Source organism: Thalassospira sp. SN3W (assembly GCF_038070535.1).
In the GTDB taxonomy this organism is placed as follows: Bacteria; Pseudomonadota; Alphaproteobacteria; order Rhodospirillales; family Thalassospiraceae; genus Thalassospira; species Thalassospira xiamenensis.
This window is the reverse complement of the sequence record NZ_CP121124.1, coordinates 234,476-248,739: the sequence shown is the minus strand read 5'-3', so window position 1 is coordinate 248,739 and position 14,264 is coordinate 234,476. Positions and strand designations below refer to the sequence as shown.

The 14,264-nt window shown below is 56.5% G+C and carries 10 protein-coding genes; 9 read left to right on the top strand and 1 reads right to left on the bottom strand.

Going from position 1 to position 14,264, the window contains the following annotated elements:
• Positions 1-5 precede the first annotated feature (5 nt).
• The 7 genes from P8T57_RS00980 (at position 6) to P8T57_RS00950 (ending at position 10,953) form a co-directional block, all read left to right on the top strand.
• The gene (locus tag P8T57_RS00980) at positions 6-2,168 is read left to right on the top strand and encodes an HlyD family efflux transporter periplasmic adaptor subunit (protein WP_341364321.1); all 2,163 of its coding nucleotides are present in this window, start codon (positions 6-8) and stop codon (positions 2,166-2,168) included.
• Positions 2,169-2,600: 432 nt separating this feature from the next.
• Entirely contained in the window at positions 2,601-3,788 is a 1,188-nt protein-coding gene (locus P8T57_RS00975) for an efflux RND transporter periplasmic adaptor subunit (RefSeq protein ID WP_037992806.1), read from the top strand.
• Complete coding sequence (locus P8T57_RS00970) at positions 3,785-5,731, top strand: MacB family efflux pump subunit (protein ID WP_341364320.1); 1,947 nt, start codon at positions 3,785-3,787, stop codon at positions 5,729-5,731. Before P8T57_RS00975 ends, P8T57_RS00970 begins: the two co-directional genes overlap by 4 nt.
• Positions 5,732-5,733: 2 nt before the next feature.
• Positions 5,734-7,128: a TolC family protein gene (locus P8T57_RS00965; protein ID WP_341364319.1), complete on the top strand. Its 1,395-nt coding sequence runs from the start codon at positions 5,734-5,736 to the stop codon at positions 7,126-7,128.
• 273 nt (positions 7,129-7,401) lie between these two features.
• Positions 7,402-8,103, top strand: coding sequence for a response regulator (locus P8T57_RS00960; protein WP_223305178.1), 702 nt, complete (start codon positions 7,402-7,404; stop codon positions 8,101-8,103).
• A 43-nt stretch (positions 8,104-8,146) separates the two neighbouring features.
• Entirely contained in the window at positions 8,147-9,163 is a 1,017-nt protein-coding gene (locus P8T57_RS00955; RefSeq protein ID WP_341364318.1) for an ATP-binding protein, read from the top strand.
• An 8-nt stretch (positions 9,164-9,171) separates the two neighbouring features.
• Positions 9,172-10,953: an ABC transporter ATP-binding protein gene (locus P8T57_RS00950; protein ID WP_341364317.1), complete on the top strand. Its 1,782-nt coding sequence runs from the start codon at positions 9,172-9,174 to the stop codon at positions 10,951-10,953.
• Between the two features lie 29 nt (positions 10,954-10,982).
• On the opposite strand, the gene P8T57_RS00945 is transcribed toward P8T57_RS00950, so the two are convergent.
• Complete coding sequence (locus P8T57_RS00945; RefSeq protein ID WP_037992798.1) at positions 10,983-11,633, bottom strand: GntR family transcriptional regulator; 651 nt, start codon at positions 11,631-11,633, stop codon at positions 10,983-10,985.
• Positions 11,634-11,754: 121 nt separating this feature from the next.
• On the opposite strand from P8T57_RS00945, the gene tcuA reads away from it, so the two are divergent.
• A complete protein-coding gene (gene tcuA / locus P8T57_RS00940; protein WP_063095511.1) occupies positions 11,755-13,143 on the top strand; it encodes an FAD-dependent tricarballylate dehydrogenase TcuA in 1,389 nt (462 codons plus the stop codon).
• Positions 13,127-14,257: a tricarballylate utilization 4Fe-4S protein TcuB gene (gene tcuB, locus P8T57_RS00935; protein WP_341364316.1), complete on the top strand. Its 1,131-nt coding sequence runs from the start codon at positions 13,127-13,129 to the stop codon at positions 14,255-14,257. Before tcuA ends, tcuB begins: the two co-directional genes overlap by 17 nt.
• The last annotated feature ends 7 nt before the right edge of the window (positions 14,258-14,264 follow it).

The following is a 14,264-nucleotide window of genomic DNA, read 5'->3' as shown; positions in this document are numbered from 1 at the left end:
CTGCCATGGCAATCGCACCGCAGGGGAATGCAAAAGAGCTGGTTGTGCCGCCGCTGCGCGAGGATCTTAGGCTTCTGCCCGCCGGGACCGATGAATATGGCGCGCCGTGCTGGACGATCCATGATCCGGTGCGCAACCGGTATTTCCGGATCGGGTATGCCGCGTTTGAAATGCTGCGCCGGTGGCCTTTGCGCCAGGGGCAGGCAATCATCGAGCGCATTTGCCGCGATACGGTTCTGAGCGTTGACGAGGCCGCGTTGACGGGGCTGATAAAGTTCCTGCATGGCAATGGACTTTTGCAGCGTGACAGCAACGAGACCGTGGCCGAGTTTTCGCGCATTGCCAATGCGGGCAAACCGCCATTCTGGAAATGGGCGATCCACAATTATCTTTTTGTGCGTGTACCGCTGGTCCATCCGGACAGTTTTCTGCGCAAGACCCAGCCGATTGCCGATATTATCGCATCGCGCGCGGTTCAGTTGGGCGTGCTGATCCTGGGGTTGACCGGCATTTTCCTGACCTTGCGTCAATGGGACCTGTTTGTGTCGACATTCATGGGCTTTGCCAACTGGCAGGGCGTGGTGTGGATGGCGGTGACACTTACGCTTGCCAAAATCCTTCATGAATTCGGGCATGCCTATAGTGCGGCGCGCTATGGCTGCCGGGTGCCGTCGATGGGGGTTGCGTTTCTGGTGATGTATCCGGTGCTTTATACCGATACGTCCGATGCCTGGCGGATCATCAGCAAGGAAAAAAGGCTGCGTATTGCGGCGGCCGGTATCCGGGTTGAGCTCGCACTTGCGTTGCTGGCGACTTTTTTCTGGCATCTTGTGCCGCCCGGGCCGTTGCAAAGTGCGGTGTTCCTTCTGGCGACGACAACCTGGATCACAACACTTCTGATCAATCTAAGCCCTTTCATGCGGTTTGACGGCTATTATCTGCTGTCGGATTCTCTGGGTATTGCCAATCTGCAAAACCGGTCCTTTGCCATGGCGAAATGGACGATCCGCGAGACGCTTTTCCGGTTCGGACATCCCGCCCCCGAACCGATGCCACGCAAAAAGCGGCGGATGCTGACGGCGTTTGCGATTGCGGTCTGGATTTATCGCTTCTTTCTGTTTCTTGGCATTGCGCTGGTGGTTTACCACCTGTTCTTCAAGGTTCTTGGCATTATCCTTTTTGTGGTCGAAATCGCATGGTTCATCGTCATTCCGGTTTTAAATGAAATGAAACACTGGTGGAAAGACCGCCATAGCGCAAAAGTAACACCGTCGCTTGTCGCGACGGGATTTCTGTTGGCTGTTCTGACCGTCCTGACCTTCGTGCCGTGGCAATCGCGTGTTTCGGCAGATGCGGTGCTTCAGGCCAGCAATGATGCGGAGATCATCAGCACGGTTGCAGGCCAGGTTGCTGAACTTGCGGTGAAAAAAGGGGACCGGGTCCGGGCCGGTGATACGATTGCCATTCTGAGCGCGCCGGAACTTGATGCCGAACACCGCATTCGGGAGCTGGAGCTTGCCGAGGCGCGGATATTGCTGGCGCAGACCGAGGCGAGCCGGGATAATCTTGGCGACTATGCCGCGCGTCTTCAGGAAATGCGGCGTCTGGCGGCGCGGATCGTTGCCCTTGAAGCGCGGCAGGATCTTCTGACCCTGCGTGCGCCGATTGACGGAATGGTGCGCGAACTGGCCGATGATATCCGGGTTGGCGACTGGATTGCACCGCGCACCCAGCTTGCGCGGATTGTCGGTGCCAACGAACGGGCGTCATGGGAAGTTGTCGCCTATGTCTCCCAGCGCGATATTGCACGTATCGGCAACCGGCCATCGGCCAGGTTCTATCCGGAACAGTTTACCCAACCCGTTCTTGACATCGAGGTCGAGACTGTCGAGCGGTTCAACAGCACCTATATCGAGACACCGGCACTTGTATCCACCCATGGCGGCACAATTGCCGCGACTGCGGACAGGGATGGCCGATACACCCCGCATGATCCGGTTTTCAAGCTGGAGGGGATCGTTGCGACGGATAGGGAAAGTCCCCCGGCCGGCGAGGGTTTTTCGATGATGCAGCGCGGCAGGCTGCAGATTGATGCCGAGCCCATGAGCTGGGCGCGCCGCCTTTATGAAGCGATAGTCGCAGGCTTTATCCGGGAAGTCAGTTTTTAGCGGGATTGTCCGGATCGATCATTTGAGCAGATTTCATTTAAGTAATTAATATTGCAAAATATTTGTTTGTCGTTCCAGGTATGGAGCGCCGGACTGGATGCCTGCCGTCGCATCCAAATGACAAAACCCTGCCGATTGGCGGGGTTTTGTCATTTGGGTCCTGGATTACGGGGCAGCTGGGCGAGGAGACGCGCGCGTCCACGCGATCTCCACATAACCTGCACCCAACTTTCATTGCGGCGTGAGATGGTGCTTGAAGAAAGCAATCATGTTCACAGGGATTTTTTCAAAACTCGCAAACGACCCGCCCACGGCTAACCATCTGGCTGATGTGGCGGGGTTATCGAGATCAGTCGTCTCGGGGCGAGAGTGAACCCGATTGAACGACGATCTTCTTTTCTGGTCAATAAATGTCGGTTGGTAAAAACAACAATGAAACTGTCAAATAGCATTGGTCGAACTCTGATCATCGCAGGCGTAATTGCTGTGGCGCTGGTGGCAATGGCGTCGGCCAGCGGTGTTCTTGAGGAAGAGCCGCAGGCATCCGTGCTTACCGAGTTTGTTTCGCTCGGCACAATCGAGGAAACGGTTCTTGCCAATGGTGAACTCGAACCTGCCCGGATCGTCAGTGTCGGTGCGCAGGTTTCCGGTCAGTTGAAAACCTTGCATGTTGAACTGGGTCAGAAAATCAAGGCCGGGGATCTGATCGCCGAGATTGACCCGACGGCACAGGCATATGCTCTTCGCATCGCAGAGGCGGCACTTGCCAATGTGAAGGCGCAGCGCAAGGCGCGTGGTTTTGAGCTCAGGCGGGCTGAGCAAGCCTATGACAGACAGAAGAGCATGGCCCGTCAGCGTGCGGCTTCGGTCGCCGAGCTTGAGACGGCGGAGGCGGCGTTCAAAGTCCTGACGGCTGATATCGAGGCGTTGGACGCGCAGATTGCCCAAGCCACAGTGGAGGTCGAGAACGCGAAAGCCAACCTTGGCTACACGAAGGTTACCGCGCCGATGGATGGGGTTGTGGTTGCGGTCGTTACCAAGGCTGGCCAAACACTGAACTCCAATCTGGCCGTGCCGACGATCATTGTGCTGGCCGAGCTCAACGTCATGCAGGTTAAGGTAAGAATATCAGAAGCCGATATTACCCGCGTAAAACCCGGCCAGATCGTGCGTTTCACGATCATGGGCGAAACCCATCTTCCGACGGTCGGCAGATTGGAGCAGATTGCGCCCGCCCCGACATCAATCGCGACAGAATCAACGACGGCCTCCACAACCGCAGGGCAGGCAACACAGGCTGTTTATTTCAACGGAATATTCACAACGCCCAATCCTGATGGCCGACTGCGGCCCATGATGACTACTCTGGTGACCATTGTGGTGGGGCAGGCAGAGGACGTGCCGCTCGTGCCATGGTCAGCGTTGACCGAGCGCGATCAGAACGGTCGCTATCGCCTTAGTGTCCGCTCCTCTTCTGGCGAAATTTCGGAGCGCCTTGTCACAATAGGACTGACTGACCGGATCAAGGCGCAAGTGATCGATGGCCTGCAGGTCGGTGAGGAGGTTGTCATTCCGGCAGATGGTCAGGCATCGGACTCTAACGCTATGGAGATGATGTGAGCGCTTTACTGGAAATAGAGAACGTCACACGGCTGTTTCAGACGGGCGAAGAGACGATTTCCGCGCTTGCGGGGATCAATCTTCATATCGACAGCGGTGAACTTGTCGCGATTGTGGGCGCAAGCGGATCGGGCAAGTCGACGCTCATGAATATTCTTGGCTGCCTTGATCAGCCGACTGCGGGCGATTACCGTGTCGGCGGTCGCAGTGTTGCCGGTTTGAGCGCAGACGAACTGGCAGCGTTGCGAAGGGAGCATTTCGGCTTCATCTTCCAACGCTATCACTTGCTCGGCACGCTCAACTCGACTGATAATGTCGCGATGCCAGCCGTTTATGCAGGCCTTGATACCGCCTCCCGGCGCGAGCGGGCCCGGTCACTTCTGGAGCGTCTCGGCCTTGGCGAGCGCGTCGATCACCGTCCAGGTCAGCTTTCCGGCGGTCAGCAGCAGCGGGTGTCGATTGCTCGCGCGCTTATGAATGGTGGGCGTATCATCCTTGCCGACGAGCCGACCGGAGCGCTTGACAGCAGAAGTGGTGAAACCGTGCTTGAGATTCTCAAGGAGCTTCATCGGGACGGCCATACGGTCATTATCGTCACCCACGATATGGAGGTCGCGGCCCACGCTGATCGCATCATCGAAGTCCGTGACGGTCTGATTCTGTCTGACCAGCGATGCCGCGAACCTCTGGTTGGTGCTCCCTTACCTTCCTTTGCACGTTCCGGGTCTGTTGGCGTGCTGGCAGGTTTCCATCGACGGTTTGCAGAAGCTTTTCCCATGGCGTTGCGCTCGATGGCGGCTCATCGGGTCCGCACATTCCTGACCATGCTGGGGATCATCATTGGCATTGCTGCCGTGGTTTCCGTCGTCGGTCTGGGCGAAGGGACACGCCAGCGGGTCCTTGCCGAGATCAGCGAACTTGGTGCCAGTACACTTTCCATTTATCCCGGGCAGGGTTGGGACGACGAGCGCGCCGACAGCATCAGGACGCTGGTTGTATCTGACGCCGAGGCTTTGTCTGCGCAAAACTATATCGACAGCGTTACGCCACTGGTGTCGACGAGTGCGCGCATTCGGTTCGGCAGCACTGCCATGTCCGCCAACGTTGACGGTGTCGGTGAGGATTATTTTCGGGTAAACGGCCTCAAGATCGTGCAGGGCAACGGCTTCACAGCCGACAGTATCGCCGAGCGTCGTCAGGAGGCCGTGATAGACGACAGAGCCGCAACTACGCTTTTTCCGGGTAGTGAATCTCCGCTTGGCAAGATCATCATGATCGACCGCGTGCCGGTGGTCATCATCGGCACGGTGGCCCAGCGTTCCGGCATGTCGGGCAAAACCCTGCAAATATACCTTCCCTATACTGCCGTGGCCGGCAGGTTGCTTGGGGCGGCAACGAGCCTTGCCGGGCTGACCGTTCGCATATCTGACAATGTTGACACGATTGTTGCCGAACGCGCGATTGTCGGTCTGATGACACGCCGTCACGGTATACAGGACTTTTTTGTCTTCAACAGTGACCAGTTGCGCCGGATCATGGAGAAGACGTCGCGGACGATGACGCTGCTGATTTCTTCGGTCGCGGTCATTTCGCTGATCGTTGGTGGGATCGGCGTTATGAACATCATGCTGGTTTCCGTCACCGAGCGTACCCGCGAGATCGGCCTGCGCATGGCGGTCGGCGCACGGCGTATCGACATCATGCTTCAGTTCCTGATTGAAGCTGTCACGATTTGCATTGCCGGATCTCTGCTTGGCGTCGGAGTGGCGCTTGGCGCGGCTGCTGCGTTTGGGGGGCAGGGCAGTTCATTCCCGATGATCATTTCGATCGACGCCATCCTTTCCGCCTGTCTGGTCGCACTTCTCATCGGCCTCGTTTTCGGTTTTCTGCCTGCACGCAATGCCTCGCGGCTTGATCCGGTCGTTGCGCTTTCCAGAGAGTAGTCATGGTTTTTGTCAGATTGATTGTTCCTTGCCTGTTTGTTGTCCTTGCCGGTTGCACCAGCCCGTCGACAGACTATCTGCGCCCTGATCTGCCGGAGGGACCGACATGGTCTGCTTCGGGTACCGCAGATACGGCGAATGCGAGTGCAGATCAGTGGTGGATTGCATTCGGAGATTCCGGACTTACCGCCCTGGTCAGCGAAGTGGTCAGTCGCAACAACGACATTTTCGCTGCGACCGTTCGTGCGCGCAGAGCGCGCCTGCAAGCCGACCTTGCGACGAATGCCCTGTTCCCGAAGTTGAGCGGGGCTCTTAACACTTCGAAGAGCCGGCCTCTTGAAGGAAGTACGACTTCGGCAGCATCTTCGTCTGCAGCAATCGGTGTTTCCTATGAAGTCGACTTGTGGGGGAAACTGGCGGCACAGCGCGACAGCACAAGCTTCGAGGCGGAGGCAACTGCCGAGGATTACGAAGCGGCGCGCCTGGCAATCATCGGCATGACGATCGAAACCTATTTCCGTATCGCCCATGCCAATGAGTCGATTGCATCGGCTATAAACAGCCTTGATTATGTAGAGCAAATTCAGGATCTCGTGCGGAAGCAGGCAGAAGTCGGGGATGTTTCCGATCTGGAACTTAGAGAAAGCGAACAAGCTGTCGAGACTCAGGCGGCGCGAGTAGCGGAGTTGCAGCAGGCCCGCCTTGTTCTGCGCAATGTGCTTACGGTCCTTTTGAACGGTGCGCCAAACCCGGTTCCAGAACCGCAGAGCCTGCCGCGAAAGAAGTTTCCGGAGCTTGCAGCAGGGTTGCCCGCCGATCTGCTTGCCCGCCGTCCTGATCTTCGTGCAGCAGAAGCGCGGTTGCGGGGGACGTTGAAGAGCGTGGACGCGACGCGGACCAGCTTCTATCCGGGGATCTCGCTTACCGGTGGGTTAGGGACCAGCAGCGATCAGCTGATTTCCTTCGTCTCCAACCCGGTCGCAACCCTGGGAGCAGGTGCTGTCCTCTCATTCCTTAACCTGAAGGATATGAGTTTGACGATTGCGGTTTCAGAGACCCATTATGAAGAGGCCGTCAGCGCATTTCGCAAAACTTTGCTGAACGCGTTTGCCGATGTGGCCAATGCGCTTGGTGCGCGCGCCAGCTATGGCGAGCAGTCACGCCGACTTGATAATGCCTATATGGCCGCGCTGGAAGTCGAGAAACTGACCGAGACACGTTATCGGGCTGGTGCGACCACCCTGCGCATCTGGCTTGATGCGCAGGAACGCCGTCGTTCTGCCGAAGTGGTTCTTGCCGATGTGCGGCTCGCACAGTTTGTCAATGAATCAACGCTTTACCGCGCGCTTGGCGGAAGTACTGCAATCGCTGATGAAGAGGTTGCGGCAGCACAATGATGAAGTGCGCTCTTTGATACAGATAAATTATCGGACCGCCTCTTGAGCTCGTTACACTGGAGTTCCTGTTGCCGAACATCTCCACAAAACCTCGACAAAATCTTAACCTGCCCTCGACGCGGGAGGAGTAATCGTTGAGTGTTATCCCGGAACTCCGATGCCGGCATTGCTGGCAGATGCATGATGGTACTTTCAATCGGTTGTGAATAACCTGGGGTGAGATGCGCCTCAATCAAATGAATCCTTTTGGGTGAAAAGCCAAAGATCGAAAACATGTCCATGAACAATGCCTTGATTCTCATCATTGAGGACGAGCCCGAGATTGCGGAAATCATCGGGACTTACCTGTCACGCGAAGGATTCCGGGTTGTTACGGCTGGTGATGGAACGGTCGGGCTTGCCCATCATCAGCGCTTGCGGCCCGACCTTGTGGTGCTGGATATCAAGCTGCCGGGGCAGGACGGTTATGAAGTGCTGGCGGCGATCCGTCGACGTGGTGACACGCCCGTCATCATGGTAACGGCGCTTGCCGAGGATCTCGACAAGTTGCAGGCGCTACGTATTGGTGCAGACGATTATGTCGTTAAACCGTTCAACCCGCTTGAGGTTGTGGCGCGTGTTAAGGCGGTCTTGCGGCGAACCATTGCCCGTGATGACGGGCAAATGTTGCGCGTCGGACCATTGACCATTGATCCACAGGCCTATCGGGTGGAGGTCGAAAGCGCGGCGGGACCGGTTGTGCTCGGCCTTACCAGAACCGAATTTCGCATTCTGGCTTATATGGCCTTGAGGATTGGCAGGGTGTTCGAGCGCTCGGAACTGGTCGATGCGTGCCTGCCGGAGGGTGAGGCGCTGGATCGGACAGTGGACAGCCATGTCAGCAATCTGCGGCGTAAACTGGCTGCGGCTGGGGCGGATGGCATGCTCGTCGGTGTCCGTGGTGTCGGTTATCGACTGGACAACACGCATGGCTAGAAATCTGAATTCCCGCATCGTTCGTGCGATGATTTCGCTTACATTGCTTGCTTTCACCGTCGTTTATTTCGGGTTAACGGCGTATTTCTTCTTCATTTATGAATGGCTTTATCCGGATTTCACCGACGACGACATCCTGCGCACCGGTGATATCGTAACGCTGGGCCTTCTTCTGGGGATCGGCATATTAACCGCCTCTTTGTTGGGGTGGGTTCTGGCACGACGGATTGTGGATCCTTTGAAATCTGTTGCCGCGGCTGCGCGCAAGGTGGCGAATGGGGATTTTTCGGCGCGCGCCTCATTGAGCCGGGGCAATTTTGGCGAGGCGAGCGATCTGGTTGACGATTTCAATCAGATGGCAGGGCGACTGCAACGTGCCGAGGCCGAGTTGAAATATTCTAACTCGGCCATTGCACATGAATTGCGAACGCCTTTGACCATTCTGCGTGGGCGGCTCCAGGGGTTGCTGGATGGTGCCTTCGCCCCCAGTCCGGAACTGTATGGTCGCCTGATTAACCATGTGGATGATCTGTCGGCCATCGTCGAGGAGTTGCGGACACTGGCGCTGAGCAATGCAGGGCAGCTCGATCTGCAATATTCACGTCTTGATCTGGCGGTGGAGGCCGAGGCGGCGCTCCTTTCGCTTGAGGATCATTTCAGCAAGGCCGGGATCACGGTAATGCGCCAGTTGTCCAGCGCCGTCGTCAGTGCTGACCGCGCGCGATTGAGGCAGGCTTTCGTGGCGGTTCTGGAAAATTGCTGTCGTTACGCGCCGCAAAGTACGGTGCATGTCGAGACCGGTGTAGCCGGACAGTATGTCTTTTTCCGTTGCACGGATACAGGACCGGGCCTTCCTGAAGAAAGCCGCACGCGTGCCTTCGAGCGGTTCTGGCGTGCGGACGACTCACGGGGGCGGAGCGGTGGTGGTTCCGGCCTGGGCTTGCCAATTGTCAGGGCGATTGCCCGGGCGCATGGAGGAGATGCGTCGATATTCCCTTCTGATCATCCTGGTCTTGCCGTCGAAATCCGGCTGCCGTGCCAAGTGTTACCTTTCGTCTGATTGTACCAATGTCCAAACATCTTCCTTATTCCGACGACTATACCGACCTTGCGGCGCGGCATGTTTCCATGCGGCGTATATTGTCGCTGTTCATTCCTTACCGGAAACGGATCGCAGCGGTCATATTGCTTATGATCATGTCCTCAGCGGTCGGTCTGGCGGGACCGTTCCTGTTGCGGGCGATCATTGACGAAGCTTTGCCCGCCAATGATCTCAGACTGCTTGTCGGGCTGGTGGGAGGTATGGTCATCGTCGCCCTGCTTTCGGCGGCGGTCGGTGCCTATCAGGTGATCCTCATGTCACGTATCGGACAGGCGGTTCTGCATGCCTTGCGGGTGCGGCTTTATGCCCATCTCCAAAGCCTGTCGTTGCGGTTTTTTACCGGAACGCGTGTGGGCGAGGTTCAGTCGCGCATCGCCAGTGATATCGATGGACTGCAATCGTTGGTAACGGAAACTGCCAACGAACTTGGTCGTTCGCTCAGTGCGGTTGTCATGACGGCCATTGCCATCGTGATCCTTGACTGGCGGTTGGCACTTTTTGTTCTGTTCGTGGTGCCGGGAACGATCCTGATCAGTAACCGCGTTGCCCGTATGCGCGAAGCGTTGACCTACCAGCAGCAGGCGCGCGCCGCCGACATGTCCGTGGCGGTGCAGGAAACGCTTTCGGCCTCGGGGGTCATCCTTGCCCGCACGATGGGAAGGGGACCACATCTTGTACAACGGTTCACCCGGATATCGGGAGACCTGGCGAAACTTGAGGTGAAGTCTCATACCGCCGGTGAATGGCAGTGGTCCCTGATCAGCTTTGCGCTGGCCGTCCTGCCGGCGATGACGTTGCTGGCGGGGGGGCTGCTGATGCAGACAGACAATCCTGCCACCATCGGTACGCTGGTTGCGATGATCGCGTTACAGGAACAGCTATTGTGGCCTTTCGAGCAATTGTTGGAAATCGGACGCGATACACGAAAAACACGTGCCTTGTTTGCGCGGGTTTTCGAGTATCTGGACATGCCGGTTGAGATCACCGAGAAACCGGCACCCGTTACAATTCGCCGTTCGGACATGCGCGGTCAGGTAGAGCTGGAGCATGTCAGTTTTGCCTACCATGAGGATGGCCCGACTGCTGTGCATGACATAAGCCTCATGATCCCCGCAGGCAGCAATGTCGCGATAGTCGGCCCGACGGGTTCGGGCAAGACGACACTGGGATACTTGCTGGCGCGGCTTTACGATGTGGATAGTGGTGCCATCCGGTTTGATGGCGTGGATCTGCGCGATCTCAGTTTTCAATCGCTGTCCGAAATGGTGGGGGTCGTTCCGCAAGAGCCCTATCTGTTCCATGCCTCTGTGGCAGAGAACCTGCGCTTCGCGAAACCGGACGCGACCGAGGCCGAACTGGTTGCGGCTGCAAAGATTGCCCAGATTCACGACCATATCGCGTCGCTGCCTGAGGGCTATGATACGCTGGTTGGTGAAGACGGATACCGATTTTCCGGTGGCGAGAAACAGCGCTTGGTGCTGGCTCGCACCATCCTGCGCGACCCGCCTGTGCTTTTACTGGACGAGGCGACCAGTGCTCTTGATACACGTACGGAACGCGCGATGTCGTCTGCGTTGAACCACATGTCGAAAGGCCGGACAACGATTACCATCGCGCACCGGCTGTCCACCATCCGCCATGCGGACCAGATCGTGGTGATGAAAGCAGGACGCATCGCAGAGCAGGGACGTCATGACCAACTGGTCGCTCTTGACGGTGTCTATGCGGATCTGTTGCGCGTTGTGTGACCTTGCAACAGCGTGCAACAGATCGCCTCTTATTCACGCAATAGCTTGATCCGCAGCCTTTGAGCGCTTCGGATGTGATGTCTTGCATCGGTATCGGCCTGATCGGCGTTGCCGGACCGGATGCTGTCGATAATGTTCTTATGTTCCTGATAGGCACTTTCGGGGCGGCCGTCATATTGAAGCGTCGTACCGCCCAGAAGCGCCATTGAATTCGATAAAGAATTAAGTGCATCAATAAGATAGCGATTGTTCGCCGTTCTATACAGTGCCTGATGAAACAGCCGGTTTGCTTCTGCAACTTTCACCGGGTCCTGCCCGTTTTTCAGCATCAGTTCATTCAGATCTTCCAGTTCGGCGATTTCAAGCTCTGATGCGTGGCGCGCGGCATAGCGGGCGGCTGTTCCTTCCAAAACTTCTCGAATTTCATACAGTTCGATCACTTCGCGATGATCGAGTTCCTTGATGACGGCCCCGTGTCGAGGCATGTGGATCAGCAGCCCATCACTTTCCAGACGTCGAATGGCATCGCGCACCGGGGTGCGGCTGATTCCAAACCTTTCAGCAACTTCCACCTCGCGGATTCGGGTTCCCGGCTTGAGTTCGCCATGCTGGATGGCTGCCAGAAGCTTTTGATAGGCAACTTCCCCGCGGGGCTGGTGATCGGCGGAATCTGGGCTCATGAGAAGGCACCTGCTTTGTTCTGTCTGGTTTTTAACTTGACACAAGCATGCTGAAATCTCAAGGTTGGAGACAATTGTATACAAGAGTATCCATTAAAATACGAAAAGAGGTGGAGACGCCGTGAAAACTGAATCCGATCATTATGATGTCCTTGTCGCGGGCGGCGGGCAGGCGGGGCTGATTGCCGCGATCGTCGCTGCGGAAAAAGGCGCGCGCGTCTGTCTGCTGGAAGGGGCACCCAGAACCCATCGCGGCGGGAATACCCGCCATACCCGCAATTTGCGACCCATGCATATTGGCCCCTTGTCGGTTTTGAGCGGCACTTATGACGAGGCGGAATACTGGGATGACCTGATGCGGGTGACCAAGGGGAAAACCAACGAAACACTCGCCCGCATGACCCTGCGCCAATCGACAGAAGCCGTTGACTGGCTTGAGGCGCGCGGTGTGCAGTTCCAGCCGCCACTTGGCGGAACCCTGCATTTGGGCCGAACGAATGCGTTCTTCATGGGCGGGGGCAAGCAACTGTTAAACGCCCTTTATCGGCATGCCGATAAGCTTGGCGTTGAAGTTCATTACGATGCGATGGTCACGTCCGTAGAGATTTCGGAAGGAAGATTTAAAAGCCTTCAGGTGGGTGATCACACCATTTCGGCAAATGCGTTCGTTGCGGCAGCCGGCGGATTTGAAGCGAATATCGAGTGGCTGAAAGAGGCATGGGGCGACATTGCCGAAAATTTCCTGATCCGGGGGACGCCCTATAATCGTGGTGATTTGCTGCGCATGCTGCTTGATGCCGGAGCCCGGCAGATCGGGGAACCCAATCAGTGCCATGCGGTGGCAATTGACGGGCGCGCGCCAAAGTTTGACGGCGGAATCTGCACGCGGGTTGACTGCGTGTCGCTTGGCATTGTGGTGAACAGGAATGCCGAGCGATTTTATGATGAAGGCGAGGATTTCTGGCCAAAGCGATATGCGATCTGGGGCCGTCTTGTTGCGGACCAACCTGATCAGGTGGCCCATGTGATTATTGACCAGAAGGCGCGTGGTGCCTTTATGCCCCCCGTTTTCCCGGCCGTGGTCGCCGATACGATTGGCGAATTGGCCCAAAAGATCGGTCTGGATCCCGCGACGCTTGAGAAAACCGTTGCCGACTATAACGCGGCGGTTCAACCGGGAAAATTTGATCATACCGAACTGGATGGGGTTCATACCAGCGGGCTTGTGGTGAACAAGACCAACTGGGCGCGGACACTCGATCATCCGCCCTATAGCGCCTATTGCCTGCGGCCGGGCATCACATTCACCTATCTCGGGGTGGAAGTCAGCGAAAAGGCGCAGATGCAGATGGCCGACGGGACCGAAAGCCCGAACATCTTTGCTGCGGGTGAAATTATGGCCGGAAACGTTCTGGGCCAGGGATATCTTGCCGGGATTGGCATGACGATTGGAAATGTGTTTGGACGAATTGCAGGAAGGGAGGCTGCCGATTATGCGCTCAACCGATAAAACAGCCGAAGCCGCCCGCGTGATGTCGATCTGCAATGCCTGCCGTTATTGCGAGGGACATTGCGCCGTTTTCCAAGCGATGGAACTGCGGCTGGAATTCAATTCCGATACGCTCGATTATCTGGCAAACCTTTGCCATAACTGCGGGGCCTGTTATCACAATTGCCAATATGCGCCGCCACACGAATTTCAGCTTAACGTTCCGGCTGCGATGGCGGAGCTCAGGCAGGAAAACTACGGCATTTATGCGTGGCCGGGCTTTATGGGCAAGCTGTTTGCCAATAACGGTCTTTGGGTCAGTTTTCTGTCAATCGTTGTGATCACGCTTTTTCTGGGCGGAACGGCCATTCTAACCGGGGATGATTTCTTTTCAGCGCACGACAACGCATTTTACGGCGTGATTTCGCATGATGTCCTGGCCGCAATGTTTGGTGCGGTTGGTGGATTTGTGCTGCTTGCGCTGCTGGTTTCGATTGTCAAATTCTGGCGGACAATGAATTTGCCAAGTCCTTTCAGGCTTGATTATCCCCGCGTCATGCAGGGGATAAAAGATGCTCTTTCGCTGAAATATCTGGATGGTGGCAACGGGCAGGGATGCTCGTATCCAAGCGAAACGCCCTCCATGGCAAGGCGTTGGTTCCATCAGATGACATTCTGGGGCTTCATGCTGTGCTTTGCTGCCACATCGTCGGCCACGGTCTTGCATTATGGCTTCGATCTTCCCGCACCTTACGGGTATTTGAGCCTGCCCAAACTGTTTGGCATTCTGGGAGGACTTGGTCTTATTGTGGGGCCAGCGGGGCTGCTGATCCTGAAGGCCAGGGCAGATGCCGCCCCGAAAGGCAAAACGAACAAGGGTATGGATGTCAGTTTTCTGGTTCTGCTGTTTTTGACAAGTCTGACCGGACTTTGCCTGATGTTTGTGCGTGATACGCAATATGTCGGGGTGATGTTAAGCATCCATCTTGGTGTTGTGATGACGCTGTTTCTGTCCATGCCATATGGCAAGTTTGTGCATGGTTTTTATCGCCTGATCGCGCTGATTGTGTTTGCGGTCGAAAAGAACGATCACAAGCAGGTGGTCGGCGTTTGTTCGGACAAGAAAGCGGCCTGAACGTCAA